The sequence below is a fragment of the Aliidiomarina taiwanensis genome (genome assembly GCF_003987015.1).
GTDB classification, from domain to species: Bacteria; Pseudomonadota; Gammaproteobacteria; order Enterobacterales; family Alteromonadaceae; genus Aliidiomarina; species Aliidiomarina taiwanensis.
Genome location: NZ_PIPQ01000002.1, coordinates 64,824 through 90,821, shown reverse-complemented (window position 1 = coordinate 90,821; position 25,998 = coordinate 64,824). Strand labels below are relative to the sequence as shown.

Here is a 25,998-nt window from a genome sequence, read left to right as displayed (position 1 = left end):
GCCCTCTGGCATTAATCCGTATCGAGCCAATCAACTTTGTCCATCTTGCGTACAATGACAAACTCGTCGCGGTTACAACCTACGGTTCCGTAGTAGTTGAAGCCGTAACTTTGTTGCGCATATCCGCCTATCATGTGGGTTGGTTTCATAACAGCGCGCGTTACTGAGTTGTGAATACCACCCCGGCCGCCTGTCATTTCAGAGCCTGGAATGTTCACAATCCGTTCCTGAGCGTGGTACATCATGCTCATACCTTCAGGTACACGCTGAGATACTACCGCTCGTGCTGCAATGGAACCGTTGACGTTAAATACTTCAATCCAGTCGTTGTCCTCGAGGCCTGCCGCTTTTGCGTCAATTTCCGAGAGCCACACAATGGGGCCACCACGGGAAAGTGTCAGCATGAGCAAGTTGTCCGAGTAGGTACTGTGAATACCCCACTTCTGGTGCGGTGTAATCCAGTTCAGCACAATTTCTTTATTGCCGTTTGGCTTCTTGTTCAGAACCGGCGCTACCGTTTTCAGGTTAATGGGCGGCTTGTACACACAGAGGTTTTCACCAAAGTCGCGCATCCACTCATGGTCTTGGTAGAACTGCTGACGCCCGGTTACGGTTCTCCACGGGATAAGCTCGTGTACGTTGGTATAACCCGCGTTGTACGACACGTGTTCGTCTTCTAAGCCCGACCAAGTAGGCGACGAAATAATTTTCCGTGGTTGTGCCACTATGTCGCGGAAGCGAATGGTTTCGTCTTCTTTCGGCTTAGCTAAGTGGGTATGGTCGCGACCGGTAAACTCACCCAGTGCAGCCCATGCTTTCACCGCTACGTGGCCGTTTGTTTCTGGCGCCAGTGATAATATGACCTCACACGCGTCAATGGCCGAGTCGATAATTGGGCGGCCTTTGTTCGCGCCTTCTTCCACGTGCTTACGGTTTAGTTCACCTAAGAAGTCAACTTCCGCTTGCGTGTTCCAACTAATGCCTTTACCACCGTTACCTAACTTGTCCATCAGTGGCCCGAGCGAGGTAAAGCGTTGGTACGTGTTCGGGTAGTCGCGCTCTACTTCCACGATATTTGGCATGGTTTCACCTGGAATGGCTTCACATTCGCCTTTCCACCAGGCTGCCACGCCGTACGGCTGGGCAATTTCTCCTGGGGTGTCATGCTGAATAGGTACCGTCACTACGTCTGTTTCAACACCTAAATGACCTTCACTGACCCGCGAGAATTCTTTGGCAATGCCTTTAAAGATTTCCCAGTCGCTACGCGCTTCCCATACTGGGTCGATAGCCGCTGTTAATGGGTGAATGAATGGGTGCATGTCCGAGGTGTTCATGTCGTCTTTTTCGTACCAGGTCGCCGTTGGCAGGACGATGTCTGAGTACAAGCAAGTGGTGGACATACGGAAGTCGAGTGTTACCCATAGGTCCACCTTGCCTTCCGCACCCTCGTCTTGCCACTCAGCTTCTTGTGGCTTCTGACCACCAAATTCGCCAAGGTCTTTCCCAAGCAGGCCATGCTTTGTACCTAATAAATGCTTCAGCATATACTCGTGGCCTTTACCCGAGGAACCGAGCAAGTTCGAACGCCATACAAACATATTGCGCGGGAAGTTTTGCGGGTTTTCAGGTTGTTCAGCAGCAAACTTTAATCCACCGTTTTTCAGCTGATCCACCACATAGTCTTTCGAGCTCATGCCGGCTTTTTTAGCCGCTTCTGCCACGTGCAGCGGGTTGGTGTTTAGCTGAGGTGCAGACGGTAACCAACCCATACGCTCGGCATTAATGTTGTAGTCCAGAATGCTCGACTTCCACTTATTCGGATTCGCTAATGGCGAAATAAGTTCGGTCATTTCGAGTTTTTCATAGCGCCATTGGCTCGAATGGTTGTAGAAGAAAGACGTACCATTCATGTGACGTGGCGGGCGCTGCCAGTCAAGGGCGAAGGCTAATGGCTGCCAACCCGTTTGAGGACGTAGTTTTTCTTGGCCCACATAGTGCGCCCAACCACCACCACTTTGACCAATACAACCACACATCATGAGCATGTTAATGAGCCCACGGTAGTTCATGTCCATGTGGTACCAGTGGTTCAGTGCTGCACCCACAATAACCATAGAACGACCTTTGGTTTTGTCGGCGTTACGACCAAACTCGGTGGCCACACGAATAACGTCGGCTGGGTTTACACCTGTAATAGCTTCTTGCCATGCAGGTGTGTACGGCACGCTGTCTTCATAGCTTTGGGCGCGGTTCGGGTCGTTTATCCCGTTGTCCACACCGTAGTTAGCAAGTAGTAAGTCGAACACGGTTGCAACTAAAGCCGTTTCACCATTCGCTAATTCCACACGCTTGGCTGGAATACGGCGCATCTGAATTTCGTCGTGGTCTGTATGTTGGAAGTACTCATACTCGTGTGGCTTACCGCCGAAGTATGGGAAGGCAACATCCACAACTTCATCGGCTGTGTCTTTCAATGACAAGTGCAGATTTACGTCGCCGTTTTTGTCTTTTTGCTCTAGGTTCCACTTCCCTTTTTCACCCCAACGGTAACCAATGGCACCATTTGGGCTAACTAAACGGTCACCGTCGCTGTCTATGGCAATGGTTTTCCAGTCTGGGTTGTTGTCTTCACCTAGGTTGTCCACTAAGTCGGCGGCACGTAAGAAACGTCCTTGCGTTAAGTGGTCGCCTTCTTTATCCAGCATGACCAACATGGGCATGTCAGTGTAACGACGTACATAGTCGTGGAAGTACGCACTTTGCTGGTTAACATAGAATTCTTTCAAGATAACGTGGCCAAACGCCATAGCCAACGCGGCGTCTGTACCTTGGCGCGGAGCTAACCAGGTATCACCGAATTTAGAGGCTTCAGAATAGTCCGAAGTAATCACACAGGTTTTAGTACCCTTGTAACGAACTTCCGTTAAGAAGTGCGCGTCTGGTGTACGGGTTTGTGGTACGTTCGAGCCCCACACAATAATGTAGTTGGAGTTATACCAGTCGGCTGACTCAGGTACGTCCGTTTGCTCACCCCACACTTGAGGCGAGGCTGGCGGTAAGTCACAGTACCAATCGTAGAAGCTCAGGCAGTTACCACCTATTAAGGAAAGGTAGCGGGCGCCAGCAGCGTAAGACACCATGGACATAGCAGGAATGGGCGAGAAGCCAGTTACACGGTCTGGGCCAAATTCTTTGGTGGTGTACACGTTAGAAGCGGCAATAAGCTCATTCACTTCGTCCCATGAAGCACGCACAAAGCCACCTAAACCGCGGCGCTCTTTGTAGCTTTTCGCTTTTGCTGGGTCGTTCACAATAGAAGCCCAGGCTTCAACAGGGTCGCTATGTTCGGCTTTTGCTTCACGCCAAAGCTTCATTAAATGCTTCCGCATTTGCGGGTACTTTAAGCGGTTGGCGCTATAAATATACCAAGAGTAGCTTGCGCCTCGCGGGCAGCCCCGTGGCTCGTGGTTTGGTAGGTCTGGTCGTGTACGTGGGTAGTCCGTTTGTTGGGTTTCCCAGGTAACTAACCCGTCTTTTACGTATATTTTCCAGCTACACGACCCTGTACAGTTCACCCCGTGGGTTGAACGGACAATTTTGTCATGTTGCCAGCGTTGGCGATAACCTTGTTCCCAGCTACGATCTTCATCAGTTAGAACCCCATGGCCTTCAGAGAAGGATTCTTTCTTTTGCTTGAAGAAGCGCAGTTTATCGAGTAAATGACTCATTTTTCAGACTCCAGTCCAGCTACTGCATTCATGTTTTCAAAGCACACACTATGGTAAAGTGGGTTTATTGTGCTTGATCTGTATCAAGGCGGCTAGAGCACTTCCAGTGGGAAAATAGGCCTATATACCCCTCATGAGGTATATGCGCGTTCTTGCTAAAGCGTTGATTTTAAAGAGCCATAATCCACTAAGTGGTATTTAACTTAACAAGCTTTTGCTTTTCAGAGTAAAAGGGGGTACACCTCGTGAAACAGCGCCATTCTTCTTTGGCTGGGAACATCAGTTTGGCCTTGTTTGCCATTATTGGTCTTTCCCTAGCTACCTTACTCACTAGCTACTGGATTTCAGACCAAGTGAACCGAGATCCAGAGGCATTGAATATTGCAGGCTCTCTTCGCTATCAGGTGTACCACGTGGCACTCGCCAAAGAACAAAATGACCCTGCCCTATTAGCAAGCGCAATACAGGCTATTGAGCAAGACTGGAACCACCATGCCTTTAACCATTACGAGCATAGCAACCCTGAGCTCTATACCCTTTACCTCAACACCAAGGCGCAATGGCACACGTTAAAGGAAGAGATAATTCAAGGCGGACTTAGCGCTGAGCAGTTATTTCCACTCATTAACCAGCAAGTCTCTGCTATTGACACCATGGTGAACCAAATGCAGCAGCACGCTGAAAAAACCGTGCAGTCACTACGCTTGTTGTTTATTGTGGCCTTGTTTCTAAGCGTAGGCTTTGCGGTTGTGGTGGTGTACTGGCTACGTGTACGCTTTCAAACTCCCTTGCAAAACTTGCAACATGTGGCCCAACAAATTAGCCAGGGCGACTTTACTGCTCGCTTTAAAACCCAGCCCCGCAATGACGAGCTAGACACCTTAGGGCTCACCATAAATAAAATGGCCAACACCATAGGTTATATGTATGGCAGCTTGGAAAGCCGAGTCGATGAACAGACCAAACAACTGCAGCGCAGTCATACTACCTTGCAGCTACTTTATGACATTTCCACCCGCATTAACGACCACAGCTTGGCTTACAATGACTTTCGCGATACCACTCTAAAGCTAAGGGATGTACTTAAACTTGGGGAGTTAGAGCTTTGCTTGGTAACCGAAACGGGGGACTCCCCTTATATGCAGTTTCATTCTAACCTGCCCGAGCAGCAACCTTGCGCCGCCATTAATTGTGCTGAGTGTATTCGCCGCGACGACGCTATTACTGTTGAGAATGGTGTGCGCTCTTACCATTACCCTCTCAAACGTGACGACAAACGGTTTGGCGTTCTGGTTGCTCGCTGCAAAGAGCACGAAGTAATGCACGACTGGCAAAAGCGTTTATTGAAGCTTGTTTCAGACCAACTTGCATTAGCACTTAGCCTGAAAACGGAAGAAGACCAAGTTCGCCGGCTGGCCATGGTGAACGAACGGACGGTCATCGCGCGGGAGCTGCACGACTCCTTAGCCCAAGCGCTTTCCTACTTGAAAATTCAAGTCACCCGGTTAAATAAGGCCCTAACTGTAAACAACCAAGACATTATTGACGACGTGTCGAAAGAGTTAAAAAACGGGCTCGACTCTGCGTATCGCCAGCTGCGCGAGCTGCTAACCACTTTCCGCCTGAAGCTTGACGGCGACGGCTTGCTAAACGCCCTAGAAACCACAGCCACGCAGCTTCGCGCACAAACCGATATGGAAGTGCAGCTGGATTACCGTATTTCAGATATCCCTTTAGCTCCCCATGAGGAAATTCATTTACTGCAAATGATTCGTGAAGCAGCACAAAACGCCATAAACCACAGTGAAGGAAGCCTGTTGGTTATTCGGCTTGAAACCACAGAAGAAGGTACTGTGGCTTTAACGGTGGAAGACGACGGCAAAGGTATTCCACAGCAACCTGAACGCCTAAACCACTATGGCCTTGCCATTATAAAAGAGCGAGCACGCCATTTAGGAGGTATTGCCGATATTAAGCCGCGCACTTCGGGGGGAACGCGTGTTCATTTCCACTTTGTGCCTGCGGCTGTGCAGCGTCAAAACCCCGAAATAAGCGAACACATTTCCACTGTCACCGTCGAATAAAAAAAAGCCCGCTAGCAGAATATGCAAGCGGGCTCATTCTTTGTTTTAAAGCTTACGGGTTATAAAACTCACCAGACTTACGCAAGTAATAGAACCAGTTAATACCAATACAGACGGCGTAGAATAAGGCGAAGCCCACCATAGCTTTACCCGGCTCACCAGCTGCAATTCGCTCACCGAACACCTGCGGAATATAAAAGGCACCGTAGGCCGCCACGGCTGATGTCCACCCTAGTACTGGCCCGGCTTGCTCCTTCGGGAATACCACTGCAATGGTACGGAATGTGGAGCCATTCCCAATACCACTGGCCGCAAACAAACCGAGGAACAGCAGGAAGAACGGCATGAAGTACTCTTCAGGCATAGGCGAGTGGTAAGCAGCTTTCATATAGTGACCTGCGCCTGCTGCAAAAATCACCATGAAAATAGCACATACATGGGTTACCGCAGCACCGCCAAACTTGTCCGCTAACCAACCACCCACAGGGCGAATGAGTGCCCCAATGAAAGGCGCAATCCAAGCGTATGTCAGTGCACTCGGTGCATTCGGGTTCAGGGTGTCGTGGGTCATAACACCGTCCACCAAGATATGGCTGTTGCCGAATATAATTTTAATCGACAGTGGGAACGCTGCCGCAAAGCCGATAAACGAGCCAAACGTCATGACATATAAAATACTCATGACCCAGGTGTGCTTGTTGTCGAATATTTTATATTGCTGGTTAAGGTTTTTACCCACAGCTCCTGGGATGACTTTTAATATAAAGACAGTCACCGCAAGCACAGCCACAATCACGAGCTCTTTGGGCACACCGAAACCAGACCCATTCGCTTCCTCCGGTAGCATCAACCATAAGCCACCTGCAGACGTAACGAAACCAACACCCAGCATGGCAATTATAATGGCGAAGGCCATAAAAGCATTGGGTAACTTTGGTGTTACTTCTGGGGTGTTAATGTTGTTCATGCCAAACCAGGTAGCAAACGCTAAAGGTACTAGCAGTAGTAACCAGACAAAACCGGCGTTTTGTATCCAAGTCTCACTTCCTACAGGGATAGTGCCTATCAAAGTACCACTGGCTTTTTGCAAGATCATGGAGTCGCCACCGCCAATCCACGTAAAGGCACCAAAGGTCATAAACAGCGGTACCAATATTTGCATGGTGGTCACACCGAAATTCCCTAACCCAGCATTTAAGCCTAACGCCAAGCCTTGCTGCTTACGGGGGAAGAAAAAGCTGATGTTCGACATGGAAGCCGCGAAGTTACCCCCACCAATACCGGAAAGCAGCGCCATTAGCTGGAACACCCATAAAGGCGTATCCACACTTTGCAGGGCTAAGCCGGTACCCAGCGCAGGTATAATGAGTAAGGTTGTGGTAAGGAATAAGGTGTACTTACCACCACATATACGTACAAAAAAGCTAGAGGGAATACGTAAAGTTGCTCCCGTTAAACCCGCGATACCCGTGAGCGTAAACAACTCCGCTGGCGTGTATGAGAACCCAAGGTTCAACATTTGCACTGTAATAATGCTCCAGTACATCCACACCGCAAAGCCACAAAGTAAACTTGGGATGGATATCCACAAGTTCCTATTGGCTATTTTTTTGCCTTCTTTTTCCCAGAACTCTTCATTTTCTGGGTTCCACTGCTTTAAGTCCCGCATATGTCTTCCCTTTTTCTCGCAACATGATTGTCGGTAAGCAAAGTGTGAAGTGCAGGGACTATTTGAACAACATATCGTAAGGGGGAGCGCTCAGCTCCTAGTGGGTACTCACTTTGGGATAGTTTGCGCCAAGCTATTTTCAATAATACTTTACTTTCAAAGTGTTAGAATACCAGCAGGTACCTGCTAGGCTGACATTTGGCTGCATTCATGTAATGCTAAACAAGCGAAAGCATGATGTAGGTCAAAGTTTTACTTTCGTCGGTGCGAGCTAATACACATACTGAATGCAGGTTTTGCTTTAAGTCGACACCAAGCGAGGACATGGAAATGGAAGATAAACACACGGTTATGTTAGTAGATGACCACCCGCTATTACTCAAAGGGTTGAAACAACTTATTGAATTTGAAGACGATATTGAAGTAATAGGGGAAGCAAACAACGGCGCAGACGCCGTGACCTTGGCCGAGGAATTAGACCCTGACCTCATTGTGCTCGACTTAAATATGCAAGGCATGGACGGCATTCAAACCTTGCGTTCAATGCGCAAGGAAGGGGTGACCTCGCGTATTGTGATGCTCACCGTGTCAGACGCCGACGAAGACGTGGTAGAAGCTATTAGTGCCGGCGCCGACGGCTACTTACTAAAGGATATGGACCCAGACGACTTATTAACACAGCTGCGCCGTGCCTTAGAAGGTAAAATGGCTTTAAACGAAGAGCTAACCCATATTTTAGCCTCTGCTATCCGCAAACCAAAGTCGCGCCAACAGGCAGACATTAATAACCTGACCAACCGTGAATATGAAATATTAACGTTAATAGCGAAAGGCATGAGTAATAAAGTGATTGCCCGTGAGCTAGACATTTCTGACGGCACGGTGAAGGTGCACGTAAAACACTTATTGAAAAAACTGGGTTTACGCTCTCGCGTTGAAGCCGCAGTTTGGATTGTTAATCAGCAAGGAGTGAAGTAATGCTTTCGGTACAAGACGCTGTTGAACACATGCTTGATAAAATTCAAGCTCCGACCAAAACCACCACTATTGCCATTGAACAAGCCGTGGACCGTGTGTTAGCTGCTCCGGTGCAGTCGACAGTGAATGTGCCAAGCTACAATAACTCTGCCATGGACGGGTTTGGTTACCGCGCGCAAGATATGGAAGAAAATACCTCATTACGTTGCGTTGGCGAGTCGCTGGCGGGTCACCCGTTTACGGGTGAACTATCTGCGGGAGAATGCATTCGCATTATGACAGGCGCACAAGTGCCTGCCAGTGTCGACACGGTTGTCCCTCAAGAAAACACCCAAACCCTTGAACCAAACCTGATTCAAATTAATTCTGTGCCTAAACCTGGCGCCAATATTCGTTTACTCGGCGAAGAGCTGCAAGAAGGCGACACTGTGTACCCTACCGGGCATCGCTTAACTCCGGTTGATATTGGCATGCTCGCTTCACTCGGTGTGGCTCAGGTGAAGGTATTCATGCCACTGAAGGTCGCTGTATTTTCCACAGGCGACGAGCTTGTGCTACCCGGGCAAGCCAAGCAAGACTTTCAAATTTATGACAGTAACCGATATGTCTTACACGCCATGCTCGAGCGCATGGGGTTTGAAGTACTCAACCTTGGCTTAGTGGCCGATGACCCGGCTTTAATTGAAGCAACCTTCCGCGACGCTGCCAAGCAAGCCGACGCTATTGTCTGTTCCGGCGGCGTGTCCGTGGGCGACGCGGACTACACCAAAGACGTGATCAACAAAATTGGAGAAGTTGGTTTTTGGAAAGTAGCCATGAAGCCAGGCAAGCCTTTTGCGTTTGGGCACATTGAAAACACCTGGTTTTTCGGCTTGCCGGGGAATCCTGTGTCAGCCACTGTCACCCTCATGCAATTAGCAGAGCCGGCCCTACGTAAGCTAAGCGGTGAGCAGTATACGCCAGCTTTAACTATGTCTGCTGTTGCTGGTGAAGCCTTGCGCAAGCGCCCAGGTCGCGCCGACTTTCAACGGGGTATTTTGCGTTACGAGAAGGGTGAGAACCGTGTGTACAGTGCCGGCCCGCAAGGCTCGGGCATGCTCAGTTCTCTGGTACAGGGTAACTGTCTGATTTGCCTTTCCGCCGAACAAGGCAGTGTCGAAGCGGGTGACACCGTTCGCGTGCAGCTGCTACAGGCTCCTGTAAAGTAGCCTGTTTTCCTTTTATGTGCTGAGCGCTACGGCTTTTATTTGCATATACACTGTAGCGCCCGCCTGCAGTTTTAAGCGCGCTTGCGAGGCCCGGGTAATAGTGGCAGACAGGCGCTGAGCTGGTATCTCGTGGCCGGCCTTCACCACTAACTGCACTCGCACTTCCGCCTGATGGCTACTGTCGCTAAATGCTACCACCTGCGCTGGCACACTATTGCTAATACTGCTTTCTATGGTCGGCCGTAGGGCCAAACTAATGTCTTTGGCCTGAACATGAATACGGCAGTGGCTGCCCTTCCTCAGTGACGTGTCAGGCTCGGGAAACCAAAGGGTTGTGTCTGCCACTTGCACTGCAAGCAAGCCCTCACTTGGCTGGTTTTCTTTAACACGGGCAAGAAGTATATTTTCGCCTTGGCATCGTCGATAGCCTTCCTCAGTTTGTAAAATAGCCGCAATAGGACCATGGTTTACTAGGCTACCTGCGTCCATAAGAATTAATCGATCCGACAGCTGTACCACCTCATCCAGTTGGTGGGATACGTAAATCATCGGGATGCCTGTTTCTTGCTGTAAACGTTTCAGCAGCTGAATAAAGTAAGCCTTGGCGGCCCCATCTAAGTTCGCTAGGGGTTCGTCTAACAGCATTAGCTGTGGACAGCTGGCTAAGGTGCGCGCCAAAGCCACTCGCTGCTGTTGGCCGCCACTTAGCTGACTGGGCAAGCGCTGGCCAAATTCGCTTAGCCCCACTCGTTGCAATAGGTTGTGCGGCGCTAGTTGCTCTATACGTTGGTCTTTCGGCACCCTCACCCAAGCATATTCTAGGTTTTTAAGCACAGTTAAATGAGGAAACAATGCTGGCCGCTGAAATACCAAGCCCACCTGACGCTGCCAGCTCGGTACGAACACTTCTGGGTTTTGCCAAGTGCTCCACTGACCATGTTGGTCCTGCACATATAGTTCGCAGGCTCCGCTGCTTTGCACACGCTCATTGAGCCCCGCAAGGGTTCGGAGTAGGGTTGTTTTGCCACAGCCAGAAGGCCCAAACAAAGCAGTTATACCTTGCAGCGGTAACTCTGTTTGCATATTGCAAACAAAGCCACCTTGCTGCTGATACAAATGCAAGCGTATCGACTGGTAACTCTGTTCGGTCACGAGCGTCCTCCTTGCGGCTTGGTTGTGTTGCTGCCGACGCTGCCACCTAACATGCGCCCGGCGCCCCGGTTCAAGCTATACACTAAAGCCAGCACCACCACGGAAAACAGCAACAAGCCAAGGGACAAGGTATTAGCACCTGCGTAATTCAGGCTTTCCACATGGTCATAAATCGCCGTAGACACAACCTGAGTTTCGCCAGGAATATTACCCCCTATCATCAGCACGACGCCAAATTCGCCAAGGGTGTGGGCAAACGACAACACACCCGCGGTAATAAAACCGTGCTTGGTAAGCGGCACAATGATGCTAAAGAACCTGTCCAAAGGCTTGGCTCGCATTGTGGCAGCCGCATCGAGGAGGTCTTGAGGAACTTGGCTGAATGCATTTTGCAATGGTTGCACTGCAAAGGGCAAAGAGTACACCACAGAGCCAATAACTAAGCCCGGAAAGCTAAATGCTAAATGCTGCATACCCAGGCTTTCTAATGTGCCGCCAACAACACCTTGTGGCCCTAAGGCTACCAACAAATAAAAGCCGAGCACTGTGGGCGGCAACACCAAAGGCAAAGCCACCATCGCCTCTAACACCGGCTTAAACCGGCTTTGCAACTGACTTAACCACCAGGCCAAGGGCATCGCGATGAGCATTAACAATGCCGTTGAAACCAAAGCAAGCTTAAGGGTAATGCGAATAGCGTCGAAGTCTGCTGGGTTCACAATTTATGTCCTTCGTTACGGGCTGCTAGACGCTGGGGCAAAGCCGCCTTGGGCAAGCACCTGCTGAACCTTCGCTGTTTGCATAAAGCGCATAAAGCCACTGGCATAAGGGTGCTGTGTCCCTGCTTTCGTTAGCACCATCCCCTTGCGCAAGGGCGCATACTCCTGAGCTGGCACGGGTGCGTACTGCCCCACTGTTGTCAGTTCGTCGGTCACTGCAAGAGCCAAGGCCAGTATACCTAGGTTGGCAGCGCCACTGCGCACAAAATGCGCCACTTGCGCCACACTTTCCGTATACACCAAGCGTGGCTCTATAGCCTCCCAAGCAGCTTGTTGCTGCAGCCATGCCAAGCTTTGCACACCATAAGGCGCATGTTGTGGGTTCGCAATGGCCATACGTGCGTTTGGCGTGGCAAGGAAGTTAGCAAGAATGGTTTCACTGTTTTCTCCAAACCCTTCCCCCTGCCACCAAAATACTAACCGCCCTTCCGCATAAGGCTGTACCTGCCCAATGGCTTGCTCATCGGCTATAGCCTGTTCTGCATAGGCCATGTTGGCCGACATAAACACATGAAAAGGGGCACCGTGACTAAGCTGGCCATACAAGCGCCCGGACGAGCCATACACGACACGCACCTGCACCTCCGGGTGCTGCTGTTGGTACTGCTCAATAATGGTGGGGAGTACAAAGCGCATACTAGACGCAGCGGCTATATTCAACGGCTGACCGAAGGCTGTAGCTAAGCTGAATAGCCAACCACAAGCAATAAAGAATAATTTTAGGCGCGTTCCCATATGCCGCATTGGTTATGGCTCCACTTCACGCTGTTGCCAACGGCTCGCGGCGGCCTCATCGCTTTTTTTAGCTTCCACCCAGCGCTCACCTGTCGTTGTATGCTCCTTCTTCCAGAAGGGAGCACGCGTTTTTAAGTAGTCCATAAGAAACTCGGCGGCTGCAAAGGCTTGCTTGCGGTGAGCGCTCGACACCCCCACAAAAACAATTTGCTCGTTCAAAGCCAAGGTACCAACCCTATGCACAATGATGATCTCGCCCACTGGCCAGCGGGCTTTGGCTTGCTCGGCAATATCTTGCAGCGCCTGCTCTGTCATTCCCGGGTAGTGCTCTAAGCTTAGGTGGGTTAGGTCACCCCCGGCCACTTCTCGCACCAAGCCAGTAAAGGTGACCACGGCTCCATGGGCCGCACGACGACTGAGCTTCTGGTACAAAGCAGCCATATCGAAGTCGTGGGTTTGCACGGCAATGTCTATCATGATTAACCGCCTGTCACCGGGGGAAAAAAGGCTAGCTCGTCGCCATGCTGCACGCTGGCGTCGAAGTCCACAAAGCGTTGGTTGATTGCTGCTAATAACTCTTGGTTTTCCAAGGTGGCCTGCCATTTTTCAGAACGCGCTTTTAGTCGCTCTAGCACCTCAGCGACTGTGGTTGGTTGAGTCTGCTCTAATTGTAGCTCTGCGCACTCTAGGCGCTCTCGCAACATGGCAAAAAATAACACTTTCATGATGCTGCTCCTATTTGTTTTCTTCCCGTAGCCAGTGGCCGCTTTTGCCGCCGGTCTTTTCCAATAACTTTATATCGCCCACAACCATGCTGGGGTCCACCGCTTTGCACATATCGTAAATGGTGAGAGCCGCCACGCTCGCCGCGGTTAAGGCTTCCATTTCCACTCCGGTTTTGCCTTCCACCACACAACGGGCTTGTATGTGAATTTGTGCATGCGTGTGGTCAAGCTCAAACTCCACCGCCACCTTGTTCAGCGCCAGCGGGTGACAAAGTGGAATTAACTCGCTGGTTTTCTTTGCTGCCATAATGCCTGCTATGCGGGCTGTTGCTAGTACGTCGCCTTTCTTGGCGCTGGCCTGTTCAAGCAAGGTCACCACTTCATGCTGCATGGTAACAGTCGCCCCCGCAACGGCTTCGCGTGTGGTCACCGACTTGTTGGTAATATCTACCATGTGGGCTGCACCTTTACTGTCTAGGTGCGTTAGTGTTTTGCTCATGCTTCATATCCTTGTAAAAACGACTGCCATTCGTCGGGCGTATTTGTATTGATAAAATAACGAGCCGACGAATGAGAAAAAGGGATAGCTTGTGCTTGCATATAGGCCAGCACACTACGAATTGAACGTCGTGCATTCTCTGTATGCAACGCTTGGTGTAAATAGTTTAGAAGGTGTTCCTTCACAGGGAGCACGCAGGGAAGCTCAAACGAGTCATAATACACAGCTTGGCTGACTTGTTGCAGTGCAGCGTGTACTAGGTTTGATAAAAAGTGAGGTGGCAACGCAGGCATGTCCACTGGAAGCACCAGAGCGTGGGTATGCTGGCATGCTTTCAAACAGCTATAGAGCCCGCCCAGTGGCCCTGCATGGGGCTGTTCGTCCGCTATCACCTGGTGATGGTGCAAGTGTCTTGGCGTTGTTGCCGGATCACGGCTAATAATCACTTCTGCAGCACCTGCCAGCTCGGCTTGGTACACCATATGGGTCAGCAAATCCACATGGGTCGGTGCCTGCAAGGTGGCTTTGTCTTGCCCCATGCGCGACGAGCGACCGCCCGCGAGCACAATACAACTAAAGGTCGGCACGGCGTTAGCCTCCAATCATGGCCAAATGGCGTGTCGAACCCGTAAACTCTTCATGCAAATAATGGCTGGCGGCCTTGCCCTGCAATACTTGCTGCATATGGTCGATTAGTGCTTCTGGGTTGTCCTCCTGCAAATAGTCGCGCAGGTTGTTGTGCTGCTCGGCGAATAAGCACATAAATAACTGACCACGGCTGGACACGCGCAAGCGGTTACAGTCGTCACAGAAGTCTTTACTGTAGGGCATAATTAAGCCCATATGACCTTGGTAGTCTGGGTGGCTAAATTCTTGGGCCGGCCCCGCAGTAATAGGTCTTTCAATTTGCTCCCAACCGTTTGCTAACAAGTGCTCTTTCACCGACTGGCCACTCACATGATTGCGTTTATAATAGGCTCGGTTGTCGCCGGTTTGCATCAACTCAATAAAGCGCAGCGACACATTCTTTTCTTTTATGTACTGCAAAAACTCTGGGAGCTCACTGGCGTTGTAGTCGCGTAATAACACCGCATTAATTTTGACTTTCAACCGCCCTTTTTCCAAAGCTTGGTTAATGCCCCGCATAATGGAAGGCAAGCGGCTGTCGCCGGTGATCATTTGAAACGTGCCAGGGTTCAAGCTGTCGGCACTCACGTTAATAGCATCTAGGCCTGCTTCCACCCAAGCGTCGTGATCACGCTCTAACCGATAGCCATTGGTCGTCATCGCTACCTGCTCTATACCCGGCGTTTGCTTACAGATGCGAATGATGTCGGTGAGATCTTTACGCAGGGCTGGCTCTCCTCCCGTAATGCGCACCTTCTTAGTGCCTGCCATAGCAAAGGCTGTTACCACCCGCTGAATTTCCGCTAAGGTTAATTCTTCCTTGCGGCTAGAGCAGTCAGGGCCATTAGGGAGGCAGTAATTACAACGAAAGTTACAACTTTCCGTAATAGAAAGTCGTAAATAATTGAAACGACGGGAGTACTTATCTGTAAGTAGCATATACACACCTTTCCAAATTCGGGAGGTATGCTCGTTTCCAAACATACCCTGGTGGCGGAATTGCCACGGCGTACTGTCCGTGCCTTGCCAACGTAATTTATGCGTAGCAGGTGTAGGCCCAGCCGCTCGGCGGATATTTGTATACTACGTGCATTTACAACACGTGTTTATTGCCATGAATGATGATCAACCATACCCCATTATGGGTATTTTGTCTCAGGCATAAAAAAACGCCGCGGTTTAAGGCGGCGTTTTCATTATAACTCGTAGGTCATGCACTGCATGACGTGCCAATGTGAACGTACGGCTGTGCCGTACCTACAGGGTTGGACCTGCTGACACCAGGCGCTTACCTTCTTCGTTGTCGGTAAACTTCTCGAAGTTATCAATAAACAACTTGGCGAGGTCTTTTGCTTTGCCGTCCCATTCTGCTACGTCTGCGTAGGTTTGACGTGGGTCAAGAATGCTGCTGTCTTCAACACCAGGTAAGGCCGTTGGCATAGCTAAGTTGAAGTATGGCAATTCAACAAACTCTGCGTCTTCAATGCTGCCGTCTAAAATCGCGTCGATAATAGCGCGGGTCGCTTGAATAGAAATACGCTTGCCAGTGCCATTCCAGCCTGTGTTCACTAGGTAAGCTTCAGCACCAGAGTCGGTCATACGCTTCGCGAGCACTTCTGCGTACTGAGTTGGGTGCAAGCTTAAGAAAGCTGCGCCAAAACAGGCCGAGAAAGTTGGCGTTGGCTCAGTAATGCCACGCTCTGTACCTGCAAGCTTGGCCGTAAAGCCCGAAAGGAAGTGGTATTCAGCTTGGTCTTTGGTCAGCTTCGACACAGGTGGTAATACACCAAAAGCGTCCGCTGTTAAGAAAATAACCTTCTTCGCATGACCTGCTTTCGACACCGGCTTCACAATGTTGTCGATGTGATAAATTGGGTATGAAACACGGGTATTTTCTGTCTTCGAGTTATCGTCGAAGTCCACCACACCGTCTTCACCAACGGTTACGTTTTCAAGTAACGCGTCGCGGCGAATTGCGCGGTAAATGTCTGGCTCAGCTTCTTCAGAAAGGTTAATTGTTTTCGCATAACAACCCCCTTCGAAGTTAAACACACCGTCGTCGTCCCAACCGTGCTCGTCGTCACCAATAAGCTGACGCTTCGGGTCGGTAGATAGGGTGGTTTTACCCGTACCAGATAAACCGAAGAAAATGGCCACGTCGCCCTTTTCACCTACGTTCGCCGAGCAGTGCATAGACGCAATGCCCTGTAGCGGTAGGTAGTAGTTCATCATAGAGAACAAGCCTTTCTTCATTTCACCGCCGTACCAAGTACCGCCGATCAGCTGAATACGCTCGGTTAAGTTAAAGGCAACAAAGTTCTCGGAGTTTAAACCTTGCTCTTTGTAGTTAGGGTTGGTGCATTTAGCTCCGTTCATGACCACAAAGTCAGGGTTGAAGTTTTCTAGTTCAGCGTCAGAAGGACGAATGAACATGTTCTTCACGAAATGGGCCTGCCATGCAACTTCCGTAATAAAACGAACGGCGAGGCGGGTGTTTTCGTTGGCGCCACAAAAAGCGTCGACAACATAAAGGGCTTTATTGGAAAGCTGATTAGTAACAAGGCCTTTTAAGTGCGACCAGGTTTCTGTGTCGATAGGCTTGTTGTCGTTTTTACCTTGATCAGACCACCAAACCGTATCGCGCGTTACATCGTCACGCACAATGTATTTATCTTTTGGTGAGCGACCAGTAAAAATACCAGTGTCAACAGCAACCGCACCACTACTCGTTACGCGACCTTTATCGTAGCCAGTAAGGTCAGAGCGGGTTTCTTGCTCAAAAAGGAACTCATAAGACGGGTTGTAATAAATTTCAGTGGCGTCTGTAATGCCATATTGGCTCAGATCCAGGTCAGCCATGCTAAAGACTCCTGCGGGTCGTATGTTTCGGCGAAGTTAAAAAGGCATCGTTTATTCGCCCAGAAACCGGGAAAACAAACAAGGCCCTATCAGAATTTGCACGGCATCATACCGTTTTTACATGAAAAAAGATAGAACGAAAATTGCTCACAGCCCTTTTTTAATAAAGACCTGCTGTAATGCCTCTGTCACCACAGGGGCTGTAAATTGCGACACATCCCCTTTATGCAAAGCCACCTCTTTTACCAGAGTGGAGGAAATAAAGGAATTTTCCTCTGAAGGCGTTAAAAACACACTTTCTAATTCTTTATTTAAGCGACGGTTCATATTGGCTAACTGAAACTCGTATTCAAAGTCGGCCACGGCCCGTAACCCCCGAATTAATATGCGGGCTTCATGGTCTCGTGCTAAGTCGGCCAACAGTCCCTGAAAGCCAATCACTTTTACATTGTCGAGATGCGACACCACCTGCTCCACTAACGCCACACGCTCTGCTAGCGAAAACAAAGGCTTTTTACTGGTGTTTTCGGCGACAGCAACTATCACTTCGTTAAAAAGCTTGGCGGCCCGTTCAATAAGGTCTTGATGGCCATTGGTGACGGGGTCAAACGTGCCCGGGTAAAGTGCTCGTGTATACATACCTGCCTCTGTTTTGCCCTCGTGTTCGGGGTGCGTTTCAATAAGTAGAATGGGTTATTCTAGCAGTAATTTTCTTCCATGGTACACGCCCTGCTTCGCGTAACCATTAGCATACTACGGGCTAGGTGTGCGAGAATGACACTATTCCATAAAGAAGCAGACCAGTTTTAGGGTGCTTCTTGGTGTTTCTCTGCGTAAAATGGGAGACATCTACTCGACTTATGTGCCAAGGAGTTTGCAATGAAAAGTGCTTTTTATCAGCAACTACGTGACCAAATTGAAGAAGTGAAAGCAGAAGGCTTGTATAAAAACGAGCGCTACATTACCTCGTCTCAAAGTTCTGAAATTGATGTAAGCGGCGAAAACGTACTGAACTTTTGCGCCAACAACTACCTTGGCCTGGCCAACCACCCCGACCTAATTGAAGCAGCGAAAGCTGGCCTGGACAGCCATGGCTTTGGTGTCGCTTCTGTGCGCTTTATTTGTGGTACGCAAGACATTCACAAAACCCTCGAAAGCAAGTTAACGGAGTTTTTAGGTACGGAAGACACCATTCTGTATTCTTCTTGCTTCGACGCAAACGTTGGCTTATTCGAAACTTTGCTTGGCCCTGAAGACGCTATTATTAGTGACGAGCTGAACCATGCCAGTATTATCGACGGTGTGCGCTTATGTAAAGCCATGCGTTACCGCTACAAAAACAACAATACGGAAGACCTAGAAAAACAACTAAAGCAGGCCGACGCAGACGGTGCGCGCCATAAGCTGATTGTGACCGACGGTGTGTTTTCGATGGACGGTATTATTGCCGACTTGCCAGGTATTTGTGACTTGGCCGACAAATACAATGCCTTGGTTATGATAGACGACTCCCACGCGGTTGGCTTTGTGGGTAAAAAAGGTCGCGGTACCCATGAGTTCCATAATGTTATGGACCGTGTAGACATTATTACCGGTACCTTAGGTAAAGCTTTAGGGGGTGCCTCGGGTGGTTTCACATCAGGCAAAAAAGAAGTGGTTGAGTGGCTACGCCAACGCTCGCGCCCTTACCTATTTTCTAACTCATTAGCGCCTACTATTGTAGCCACCAGTATTAGCGTGTTGGACAAACTAGCCAATGGCGACGACCTACGCGAAAAACTTGTTGCGAACAGTGAGTACTTCCGTGAGCGTATGACAGCCGCTGGCTTTACCCTAGCGGGTGCCGATCATGCCATTATTCCGGTCATGCTAGGCGACGCCAAGCTTGCTTCCGACATGTCGGACCGCCTGCTAGAAGAAGGTATTTACGTGGTCGGCTTCTCCTTCCCTGTGGTACCAAAAGGACAAGCGCGTATTCGTACACAAATGTCAGCGGCCCACACCCGTGAACAACTCGACCGCGCAATTGACGCCTTTATTCGCGTTGGCCGTGAGCTGGGCGTTATTTCTTAACACCCAAGTTCATTACAGCACCTAATTACACCCTTTGTACTGAGGTTAGTCATGAAAGTACTCGCAAAGTTAAAAGCCGAACCTGGCTTATGGATGTCAGAAGCTGAAAAGCCAGAATACGGTTACAACGACTTACTGATTAAAATCAAAAAAACTGCCATTTGCGGCACAGACGTACATATTTATAAATGGGACGACTGGTCGCAAAAAACCATTCCAATTGGCATGACCGTGGGCCACGAATATGTGGGCGTAGTAGAAGCCATGGGCGACGGTGTACGTGGTTTTAATATTAACGACCGTGTTTCGGGTGAAGGTCATATTACCTGTGGGCACTGCCGTAACTGTCGCGCAGGTCGCCAGCACTTATGCCGCAATACCATTGGCGTTGGGGTCAACCGCCCGGGTGCCTTTGCCGAGTACTTAGTGATTCCTGCAGAAAACGCCTTTAAACTTCCGGACGAAATTAGCGACGACCTCGCCTCTATTTTCGACCCCTTTGGTAATGCTGTCCATACCGCCTTAAGCTTCGACTTAGTCGGTGAAGACGTGCTGATAACTGGCGCTGGCCCTATAGGTATTATGGCAGCCGCTGTGGCGCGCCATTGTGGTGCTCGTCATGTGGTCATTACCGACATTAACGACTACCGCTTAGACCTGGCGAAAAAAATGGGAGCAACTCGTGCAGTCAACACCTTGCACACGCCCGACCTAAAAGAGGTGATGAGCGAACTGAACATGACCGAAGGCTTCGACGTGGGCTTGGAAATGTCTGGGGTTCCTGTAGCCTTTAACCAAATGCTAGACGCCATGAACCATGGTGGCAAAATTGCCATGCTAGGTATTCCGCCAGAAGACATGACCATCGACTGGAACCAGGTTATTTTCAAGGGCTTGTTTATTAAGGGCGTGTACGGCCGCGAAATGTTTGAAACCTGGTATAAAATGAGCGCGCTCATTCAAAGCGGCCTTGACCTTACCCCTATGATTACCCATCATTTCCCTGTTGACGAATTTGAACAAGGTTTCCAAACCATGTTGTCGGGGCAGTCTGGTAAAGTCATTTTAGACTGGGAGAGTTAACCGTATGAAAGAGTTCCAAAACATCACGCTTGCAGACGCCAAACTGCAGCTCGATGAAGGCAGTTTGGCCGTCGCCGACATTCGTGATCCGCAAAACTTCGCCAAGTCACACCTAAAGGGAGCTATCAACCTTAACAACGACAATATTGGCGAGTTTATTCAAGAGAATACGGGTAAACCTGTGCTTGTGGTTTGTTACCACGGCGTCAGCAGCCAAAAGGCCGCCCAATACATGCTTGAGCAAGGCATAGGTGAAGCCTATAGCCTAACGGGTGGCATGGCCGCGTGGCTCGAAGCCTACCCGAACGACCACTTGGAAAGCGCATAAGGTAGTCTGAGCATGAAAAAGCTTGCACAGTCGACGTCGGAAGCGGACATCAAACGGGTATACAGCATACTGCAAAGTTACGGTATACCTGTTTCAGTAACCTATGAGAAGAACAGCTATTTCTTGTGGCTACTGCAACCCGCTTTTGAAGCCCACGCGCGCGAGCTGATGCTGCGTATTGCCAAGCACCCGGAGGAGTTTGAAACGCCTGCTGAGCAGTCCCAGTCCATCCTCAAACCCCTGTGGCAGACCCTGTCTAAGCAAGCTGGCTTGGTCACCTTTCTCATTGCTTTAGCGGTTTTAGCTATTGCCATTGCACAGCTTGTGGATGTGCAAGGCACTTTACGCTACCTGCTGATAGCCCACCCAAATTTTCCGCAGCTCGACATGTCAGAGCCATGGCGCTTAGTCACGCCGGCTTTTTTACACTTTAGTGCTACGCACCTGGTGTTTAATTTGTTCTGGTGGTGGTACTTGGGCGGGCGTATCGAGCTCAGCCTTGGGCCAAAGGTGCTTGTGGGCCTGTTTTTGTTTACGGCTATTACTTCTAACCTGGTGCAATTTTACTGGCAAGGGCCCTTATTTGGAGGCTTGTCTGGGGTTGTCTACGGCTTGTTTGGTTTTGCTATCATTATGAGTGCAAAGCGTGGCGGCCCCTTGTGGCTCCCCCCCATGCTTATTGCCTTTATGTTGGGTTGGTTGCTTATCGGTTTTGCCGAAGCGCTGCCGCTTAACATGGCGAATGAAGCACACCTGGCTGGCCTTATTTCTGGCCTGGTGGCCGGTGCTTTCGTACGCTTTGGGCTTAAGCGCTAAGCCCTTTTCTACTGATACAGATACTTGGTAAACATTAAGTCTTTCACTATGGGCTGTCCCACCTCTTGCGTCAGCAGCTGCCGCGCCCGGTCTAAACACGCTTTACGAATGTTTTCACGCCCCTGCAAGGTACGGATAGTCCCGCGCTCTTGGCTACTCAAAATGCGAATAAAGGCGTCTCTTAGTAAGGCTTCGTGGTGCTCTATTGTTTTTAAGTCTTCCACGCTTGGTACCATCACCTCTATGGTGACACGTACATAGCCTAAATTACGCTGCTCGTCGGGTAATATATAGTTGGTCACTATGTCTGGTTCAAAACCAAAGTAAGCTTCATTTTGAGCGTGCACAGCTGCGCTTAAAAGCAAGCTGGCGGCGGCAAGAAAAGCAAAAATGTATGTGCGCATAATGGAGTTCCACACTGAAAGTAAAAAGCCATGTCGTTGAAGTGCTGTGTCTTTATCTATCGGCACCGTCACCTACTACTGAAGTAGAATAAGAACTACGGTAACATACCCGCAAAGAAACTTGAGACAAGAATTATTATGGTACCTAATTGGCAAGAGCCAGCTCAACGAATACATGGCAACCTCAGTAGCTGGTTGCTCGACCCAGGCTCTCTGACAGCAAAATTAAAAGGGTTAAGCCAGTCTTTCCACGTGGAGCTGCTATTTCAGCGCGAACAAGCATGCCAGCCCCATGAAATGGACTTTCTCGATATAAACCCCAACACACCCACTTTGGTGCGTGAAGTGCTACTGCATTGCGACCAAACACCCTGGGTGTACGCCCGCTCGGTCATTCCCCTTACGGCTTTAAGTGCTGCCGACCAAACCCTTGCCAAAATGGGTACCAACCCCTTGGGCGAACAACTGTTTACCCGCGCAGGTATTCAACCAGGCCGCATTCAAGTTGCTTCCTTTGGGCCACAAACTCGCCCAGGCCGGTTAAACACCCGTTACTTCCAAACAAAAGAAACCTTATGGGGCCGCCGCCGCTTGTTTCACCTGCAACAGGGCGCCATTTCCGTTGCTGAAGTGTTTCTTTCACCAAGCCCTTGCTATGCTAAGGGAAGCACCTAGTTCACTTTTGCCAGAAGGACACGCACATGACTCGATTTGCAGCTTACCGTGCGCTTATGCGCACAGACAAACCCATTGGCACCTGGTTATTGGCATGGCCCACCTTTTGGGCGCTGCTCATTGCGGGCAACGGTGACCCTTCGGTTCGTTTGGTGGTTATTTTTGCCGTAGGTGTTTTTTTAATGCGCTCTGCCGGGTGTGTTATCAATGACTTTGCCGACCGCAAGGTAGACGGCCATGTTAGTCGCACCAAAGAAAGGCCTCTTGCCACTGGCAAGGTAACGTCCACAGAAGCCCTTGTTCTTTTCTTTGCGCTGATCGCCCTGGCGTTTCTGTTGGTACTGATGCTTAACCAGCTCACCCTCGTATTGTCTTTCGTTGCTGTGGCCGTCGCCATTTTGTATCCCTTCACCAAACGATGGACCCACGGGCCCCAATTTGTGCTGGGTTTTGCTTTTAGTATGGCCATTCCAATGGCTTTTGCAGCAACCAGCCAAAGCTTACCCTTGGTTTGTTGGTTACTCTTTGCAGCCAACCTCGCTTGGACAGTCGCCTACGACACTGAGTACGCCATGGTCGACCGTGAAGACGACCTCGCCATTGGCATCAAGTCCACGGCTGTATTAACGGGCCGTTTTGACGTGTTGTTTATTGCGGGCTTTCAAGTGGTTGCTGTGGCGCTATTGGCCTGGGTTGGCCGTTTAATCGACGCGACGCCCTTTTACTGGGCGGGGTTAATTGTAATGGCAGGTATGTTTGTATGGCAGTGGCAACTCATTCGCAAGCGCGAGCCCAGTAAATGCTTCGTGGCATTTCAACAAAACCATTATGCAGGTATGGTGTTTGCCTTTGGACTCGCGTTGCACTATTGGCTCCCTATCCCGTTCGGAGCCTCGGTTTAGTCTTCGCTTCGGCTGGTCGGCTGCGTCTGTTCTGTTAACAGGCGCTTTGCCGACTCGCGAATGGTCATTTGTATCGAGCTACCCAGTAATTTGTCTAGCTCCTGGCTAAGGGCCACTGTCCGTTCGTCTGTGGTATAAGCACCCGTTGAGTCCATCGACACATACCCTTCACTTTTCAGCATGGCAATAAGCACACTAAACACTTTCTTGTCGTAAAACTCCGGCGCGTCAATGCCATGGCGTGCGCCTAACCGTATTGCCACCAGCTCACTAAAGCGTTCCAAATTGTTTCGCGACAAGCTATCGGACTGTTCCAATAGCTCCAGCACCACCGCATAGCGAGCCAAGCTTTCACCCGCTGCATTGGCCAGTAGCACTAGCTGTACATAAGCATGGGTTTCACGGCCTGGTATGGCAAAGCCCGTGTCGGTTTCAAATAACCAGCCCATATCCACAAAAGCGGCACATAAGGCCGCTACATACTCTGGCAGCTCGTCACGTTCACGGCCTAAATAAAGCTCCGCTTGTAGTACCGGGTAAAGGCTGTCCACAAACGCCGTCACCTGCTCTAAGTTAAAGTTTTGATGCCCTCGGGCATAGCGGGCTATCAGTGCTGGAATAATAAACGCATGCAAAATGTTGTTGCGGTAATAGGTCATGCTCAGGGCTTGCCCATGATCTAGACTAACCACAGCACCGGTGGAGTCTTCCTGTACATGAAACTTGTCCATCGACACCGCGTGCTGCCAGTAGGCTTCGGCGTCAAATGCTTCTTCAGGCAAGTGAATGTCTGCCGAATAAGGCACCGCTTTTTGCAACGCCATATAGGCTTCTACTTGGGCTACCAGCTCGTCTTTGGTCAAGGTTTCTCTGTCGGCACTAAGCAAACATAGGGCGGTTAAGTTAATGCTGTTTACCGCCGCACCATTGTTAATGCGGCGCATAATGGTGTCGGCTAGCTGGTTTACCGTAGGCGTTAACCAACGAGGGCGCGCTGGCTCCTCCGTACCCGAGGTAACAGAGTCACGCCAATTGGGTGCCGACTCGTCTAAGTACTCCGATAAGCGCACCGGCTCCCCAAACGTCACAAAGCCCGTACCAAAATTACGCAACTTGCGTAAAATGCCAAATACTTGGAAAAAAGACTCTTTTTCTTTGCTTTTGCCACGTAGTTCACTGTGGTACGTGTTCACTTCCATCACATGCTCGTAGCCCACATACACAGGCACTAAGCTTATTGGACGGTTAATGCCGCGAAGCTGTCCTTGCAAGGTCATGGCCAACATACCTGTTTTAGGTGGCAGTAAACGCCCCGTACGACTGCGCCCACCCTCCATGAAGTACTCGATAGCGTACCCCTTTTGGAACAGACGACCTAAGTATTCACGGAACACCACACTGTATAACTTGTTTCCACGGAAACTACGGCGAATAAAAAAGGCACCGCCACGGCGGAAAATAGGCCCCATTGGGAAGAAGTTTAGGTTCACGCCCGCTGCAATATGAGGCGGCACTAATCCTTCTTTATAAATAATGTAGCTAAGTAACAAGTAGTCCATGTGGCTACGGTGGCAGGGTACGTAAATAATCTCGTGCCCTTGCTGCGCTAAGCGGCGAATATTTTCACTGTTTTTCACCGAAATGCCTCGGTAAATTTTGGTCCATAACCAACTAAAAAAGCGGTCGCCAAAACGGATCAAACTGTCTCGGTAGTCCGCTGCAATTTCTTGTAAGTAACCGTGGGCAACTTTTTCAGCCTCTGCAAGGCTAATTTTCTTGGTCTTGGCTTCTTCCTCAATGACTTTTTTAATGGCTGGCAAACGCAGCAGTTCATTAATTATCTCTTCTCGCCCACTCAGTTTGGGCCCTGCCACCGCATAGCGCAAGCGAGCAAAGTGGGTGCGCGCCACGCGTAAAAGCTTATGCGCCACATCGGTTCCGCCACGCTCCATGTCGGCCATGGTACGCAAGCTCACAGGCTGCGACACGCGGACCAAAATATTCCGACCAGAAAAAAGCACCAACAAAAACTTCTTCCACTTTCCAGGCACTTCTACGTCGGCCACCATGGTGTGCCCGTCGCGGCTGTCTTTGCCCGGCTCGCGGCCCCAAAATAAAGCAACTGGGTGCATCAGCACGTTTAAGTTTGGGTTTTCTTGATGCAGTTCAAGCAGTTGAGTAAAGGGCTCTACAGGGTCGTACTCTAAGCGGTTTCGGTCGTCTGCCACATACAAAACACGGGGAAACTCTTTGCCATTAATAATAAAAGGCGACGTGGGATCGGGCAGATGTAATTCTTCCGCTGCGCGTTGCGCCACCAACAAGTCCGTTTCCGACGGGCTTCGCATCACATACACCACGTGGTCTGTGGCGGAAGGTGTTGTGTCATGTTCGTCTGCAATGGCTTTAAAGCGCGTTACCAGGCGAATGGGCCAGCGTAATAGCTGCTGCATCCAAGATGATTTTTTCATAATGTTCCATGCGGTTAGTGAAGCTTTACGAAGCTGGTTATAGGCTGCGCAAAGGCACATATATTGTGGACCATGATACCACTTAGTTCGTTCCATGTGGTACACGCAGCCAGATAAACTAAACGTCTTTTTTGTGTTTTTATTGAACAGTGACTTGCACAGGTTAAAATACTGTATATACTGACAGCACACTGTATAGA

General features: G+C 49.9%; 23 protein-coding genes and 1 riboswitch. Of the genes, 9 read left to right on the top strand and 14 right to left on the bottom strand.

All coding sequences use genetic code 11. From position 1 onward, the window contains the following. Window positions 1-11: 11 nt before the first annotated feature. Window positions 12-3,731 (bottom strand): nitrate reductase subunit alpha, encoded by a 3,720-nt coding sequence (locus CWE15_RS04795; RefSeq protein WP_126756948.1) that lies wholly within the window; start codon window positions 3,729-3,731, stop codon window positions 12-14. Between the two features lie 245 nt (window positions 3,732-3,976). Here CWE15_RS04795 and CWE15_RS04790 point away from each other — a divergent pair, with 245 nt between their 5' ends. Continuing rightward, complete coding sequence (locus CWE15_RS04790; RefSeq protein ID WP_198674978.1) at window positions 3,977-5,815, top strand: ATP-binding protein; 1,839 nt, start codon at window positions 3,977-3,979, stop codon at window positions 5,813-5,815. Between the two features lie 52 nt (window positions 5,816-5,867). On the opposite strand, the gene CWE15_RS04785 is transcribed toward CWE15_RS04790, so the two are convergent. Then, entirely contained in the window at window positions 5,868-7,484 is a 1,617-nt protein-coding gene (locus CWE15_RS04785) for an MFS transporter (protein ID WP_126756947.1), read from the bottom strand. Between the two features lie 330 nt (window positions 7,485-7,814). On the opposite strand from CWE15_RS04785, the gene narL reads away from it, so the two are divergent. Further along, the gene (narL, locus tag CWE15_RS04780) at window positions 7,815-8,462 is read left to right on the top strand and encodes a two-component system response regulator NarL (RefSeq protein ID WP_126756946.1); all 648 of its coding nucleotides are present in this window, start codon (window positions 7,815-7,817) and stop codon (window positions 8,460-8,462) included. Beyond that, entirely contained in the window at window positions 8,462-9,670 is a 1,209-nt protein-coding gene (gene moeA / locus CWE15_RS04775; RefSeq protein ID WP_126756945.1) for a molybdopterin molybdotransferase MoeA, read from the top strand. Before narL ends, moeA begins: the two co-directional genes overlap by 1 nt. 12 nt (window positions 9,671-9,682) lie before the next feature. On the opposite strand, the gene modC is transcribed toward moeA, so the two are convergent. From modC to coaD, 10 genes are all read right to left on the bottom strand, one after another. Continuing rightward, complete coding sequence (gene modC, locus CWE15_RS04770; protein WP_126756944.1) at window positions 9,683-10,822, bottom strand: molybdenum ABC transporter ATP-binding protein; 1,140 nt, start codon at window positions 10,820-10,822, stop codon at window positions 9,683-9,685. After that, window positions 10,819-11,541 carry a molybdate ABC transporter permease subunit gene (gene modB / locus CWE15_RS04765; protein ID WP_476692294.1) on the bottom strand — a complete coding sequence of 241 codons (723 nt, stop codon included), beginning with the start codon at window positions 11,539-11,541 and terminating at the stop codon, window positions 10,819-10,821. Before modB ends, modC begins: the two co-directional genes overlap by 4 nt. A gap of 15 nt (window positions 11,542-11,556) precedes the next feature. Then, the gene (gene modA, locus CWE15_RS04760; protein WP_126756942.1) at window positions 11,557-12,345 is read right to left on the bottom strand and encodes a molybdate ABC transporter substrate-binding protein; all 789 of its coding nucleotides are present in this window, start codon (window positions 12,343-12,345) and stop codon (window positions 11,557-11,559) included. 3 nt (window positions 12,346-12,348) lie between these two features. After that, entirely contained in the window at window positions 12,349-12,813 is a 465-nt protein-coding gene (gene moaE, locus CWE15_RS04755) for a molybdopterin synthase catalytic subunit MoaE (protein WP_126756941.1), read from the bottom strand. Between the two features lie 2 nt (window positions 12,814-12,815). Beyond that, on the bottom strand, window positions 12,816-13,061 hold the full coding sequence (moaD, locus tag CWE15_RS04750) for a molybdopterin converting factor subunit 1 (protein WP_198674976.1): 246 nt from the start codon (window positions 13,059-13,061) through the stop codon (window positions 12,816-12,818). 10 nt (window positions 13,062-13,071) lie between these two features. Further along, window positions 13,072-13,560 (bottom strand): cyclic pyranopterin monophosphate synthase MoaC, encoded by a 489-nt coding sequence (gene moaC / locus CWE15_RS04745; protein WP_126756939.1) that lies wholly within the window; start codon window positions 13,558-13,560, stop codon window positions 13,072-13,074. Next, window positions 13,557-14,147 carry a molybdenum cofactor guanylyltransferase gene (mobA, locus tag CWE15_RS04740; RefSeq protein WP_126756938.1) on the bottom strand — a complete coding sequence of 197 codons (591 nt, stop codon included), beginning with the start codon at window positions 14,145-14,147 and terminating at the stop codon, window positions 13,557-13,559. The genes moaC and mobA overlap by 4 nt, the downstream gene beginning before the upstream one ends. A gap of 4 nt (window positions 14,148-14,151) precedes the next feature. Continuing rightward, window positions 14,152-15,126, bottom strand: a complete 975-nt coding sequence (moaA, locus tag CWE15_RS04735; RefSeq protein ID WP_126756937.1) for a GTP 3',8-cyclase MoaA — start codon at window positions 15,124-15,126, stop codon at window positions 14,152-14,154. After that, window positions 15,116-15,270, bottom strand: a riboswitch (molybdenum cofactor riboswitch). Its footprint overlaps the gene before it by 11 nt. A gap of 174 nt (window positions 15,271-15,444) precedes the next feature. Next, on the bottom strand, window positions 15,445-17,046 hold the full coding sequence (pckA, locus tag CWE15_RS04730) for a phosphoenolpyruvate carboxykinase (ATP) (RefSeq protein ID WP_126756936.1): 1,602 nt from the start codon (window positions 17,044-17,046) through the stop codon (window positions 15,445-15,447). 147 nt (window positions 17,047-17,193) lie between these two features. After that, complete coding sequence (gene coaD, locus CWE15_RS04725; protein ID WP_126756935.1) at window positions 17,194-17,685, bottom strand: pantetheine-phosphate adenylyltransferase; 492 nt, start codon at window positions 17,683-17,685, stop codon at window positions 17,194-17,196. Window positions 17,686-17,925: 240 nt separating this feature from the next. Here coaD and CWE15_RS04720 point away from each other — a divergent pair, with 240 nt between their 5' ends. From CWE15_RS04720 to CWE15_RS04705, 4 genes are read left to right on the top strand one after another with little or no spacing between them, the layout of a single operon-like run. Next, the gene (locus CWE15_RS04720) at window positions 17,926-19,119 is read left to right on the top strand and encodes a glycine C-acetyltransferase (RefSeq protein ID WP_126756934.1); all 1,194 of its coding nucleotides are present in this window, start codon (window positions 17,926-17,928) and stop codon (window positions 19,117-19,119) included. Between the two features lie 51 nt (window positions 19,120-19,170). Continuing rightward, window positions 19,171-20,202 (top strand): L-threonine 3-dehydrogenase, encoded by a 1,032-nt coding sequence (gene tdh / locus CWE15_RS04715; RefSeq protein ID WP_126756933.1) that lies wholly within the window; start codon window positions 19,171-19,173, stop codon window positions 20,200-20,202. Window positions 20,203-20,206: 4 nt separating this feature from the next. Beyond that, entirely contained in the window at window positions 20,207-20,530 is a 324-nt protein-coding gene (glpE, locus tag CWE15_RS04710; protein WP_126756932.1) for a thiosulfate sulfurtransferase GlpE, read from the top strand. Between the two features lie 12 nt (window positions 20,531-20,542). Next, window positions 20,543-21,346 carry a rhomboid family intramembrane serine protease gene (locus tag CWE15_RS04705; protein WP_126756931.1) on the top strand — a complete coding sequence of 268 codons (804 nt, stop codon included), beginning with the start codon at window positions 20,543-20,545 and terminating at the stop codon, window positions 21,344-21,346. A gap of 8 nt (window positions 21,347-21,354) precedes the next feature. On the opposite strand, the gene CWE15_RS04700 is transcribed toward CWE15_RS04705, so the two are convergent. After that, the gene (locus tag CWE15_RS04700) at window positions 21,355-21,750 is read right to left on the bottom strand and encodes a flagellar basal body-associated FliL family protein (protein ID WP_126756930.1); all 396 of its coding nucleotides are present in this window, start codon (window positions 21,748-21,750) and stop codon (window positions 21,355-21,357) included. A 138-nt stretch (window positions 21,751-21,888) separates the two neighbouring features. On the opposite strand from CWE15_RS04700, the gene CWE15_RS04695 reads away from it, so the two are divergent. Together CWE15_RS04695 and ubiA are read left to right on the top strand one after the other, a co-directional pair. Continuing rightward, window positions 21,889-22,425, top strand: a complete 537-nt coding sequence (locus tag CWE15_RS04695) for a chorismate--pyruvate lyase family protein (protein WP_126756929.1) — start codon at window positions 21,889-21,891, stop codon at window positions 22,423-22,425. Window positions 22,426-22,451: 26 nt separating this feature from the next. Next, entirely contained in the window at window positions 22,452-23,327 is an 876-nt protein-coding gene (ubiA, locus tag CWE15_RS04690; protein ID WP_126756928.1) for a 4-hydroxybenzoate octaprenyltransferase, read from the top strand. Here ubiA and plsB read toward each other — a convergent pair. After that, window positions 23,324-25,798: a glycerol-3-phosphate 1-O-acyltransferase PlsB gene (plsB, locus tag CWE15_RS04685; RefSeq protein ID WP_126756927.1), complete on the bottom strand. Its 2,475-nt coding sequence runs from the start codon at window positions 25,796-25,798 to the stop codon at window positions 23,324-23,326. The genes ubiA and plsB overlap by 4 nt on opposite strands. Between the last annotated feature and the right edge of the window lie 200 nt (window positions 25,799-25,998).

Bases quoted from the DNA above. Each gene is read 5' to 3' on its own strand.
- CWE15_RS04795 (WP_126756948.1), bottom strand. From the start codon at position 3,731: ATGAGTCATTTACTCGATAAACTGCGCTTCTTCAAGCAAAAGAAAGAA.
- CWE15_RS04785 (WP_126756947.1), bottom strand. From the start codon at position 7,484: ATGCGGGACTTAAAGCAGTGGAACCCAGAAAATGAAGAGTTCTGGGAA.
- narL (WP_126756946.1), top strand. From the start codon at position 7,815: ATGGAAGATAAACACACGGTTATGTTAGTAGATGACCACCCGCTATTA.
- moeA (WP_126756945.1), top strand. From the start codon at position 8,462: ATGCTTTCGGTACAAGACGCTGTTGAACACATGCTTGATAAAATTCAA.
- modA (WP_126756942.1), bottom strand. From the start codon at position 12,345: ATGCGGCATATGGGAACGCGCCTAAAATTATTCTTTATTGCTTGTGGT.
- moaE (WP_126756941.1), bottom strand. From the start codon at position 12,813: ATGATAGACATTGCCGTGCAAACCCACGACTTCGATATGGCTGCTTTG.
- moaD (WP_198674976.1), bottom strand. From the start codon at position 13,061: ATGAAAGTGTTATTTTTTGCCATGTTGCGAGAGCGCCTAGAGTGCGCA.
- moaC (WP_126756939.1), bottom strand. From the start codon at position 13,560: ATGAGCAAAACACTAACGCACCTAGACAGTAAAGGTGCAGCCCACATG.
- moaA (WP_126756937.1), bottom strand. From the start codon at position 15,126: ATGCTACTTACAGATAAGTACTCCCGTCGTTTCAATTATTTACGACTT.
- pckA (WP_126756936.1), bottom strand. From the start codon at position 17,046: ATGGCTGACCTGGATCTGAGCCAATATGGCATTACAGACGCCACTGAA.
- coaD (WP_126756935.1), bottom strand. From the start codon at position 17,685: ATGTATACACGAGCACTTTACCCGGGCACGTTTGACCCCGTCACCAAT.
- CWE15_RS04720 (WP_126756934.1), top strand. From the start codon at position 17,926: ATGAAAAGTGCTTTTTATCAGCAACTACGTGACCAAATTGAAGAAGTG.
- tdh (WP_126756933.1), top strand. From the start codon at position 19,171: ATGAAAGTACTCGCAAAGTTAAAAGCCGAACCTGGCTTATGGATGTCA.
- glpE (WP_126756932.1), top strand. From the start codon at position 20,207: ATGAAAGAGTTCCAAAACATCACGCTTGCAGACGCCAAACTGCAGCTC.
- CWE15_RS04705 (WP_126756931.1), top strand. From the start codon at position 20,543: ATGAAAAAGCTTGCACAGTCGACGTCGGAAGCGGACATCAAACGGGTA.
- CWE15_RS04700 (WP_126756930.1), bottom strand. From the start codon at position 21,750: ATGCGCACATACATTTTTGCTTTTCTTGCCGCCGCCAGCTTGCTTTTA.
- CWE15_RS04695 (WP_126756929.1), top strand. From the start codon at position 21,889: ATGGTACCTAATTGGCAAGAGCCAGCTCAACGAATACATGGCAACCTC.
- ubiA (WP_126756928.1), top strand. From the start codon at position 22,452: ATGACTCGATTTGCAGCTTACCGTGCGCTTATGCGCACAGACAAACCC.
- plsB (WP_126756927.1), bottom strand. From the start codon at position 25,798: ATGAAAAAATCATCTTGGATGCAGCAGCTATTACGCTGGCCCATTCGC.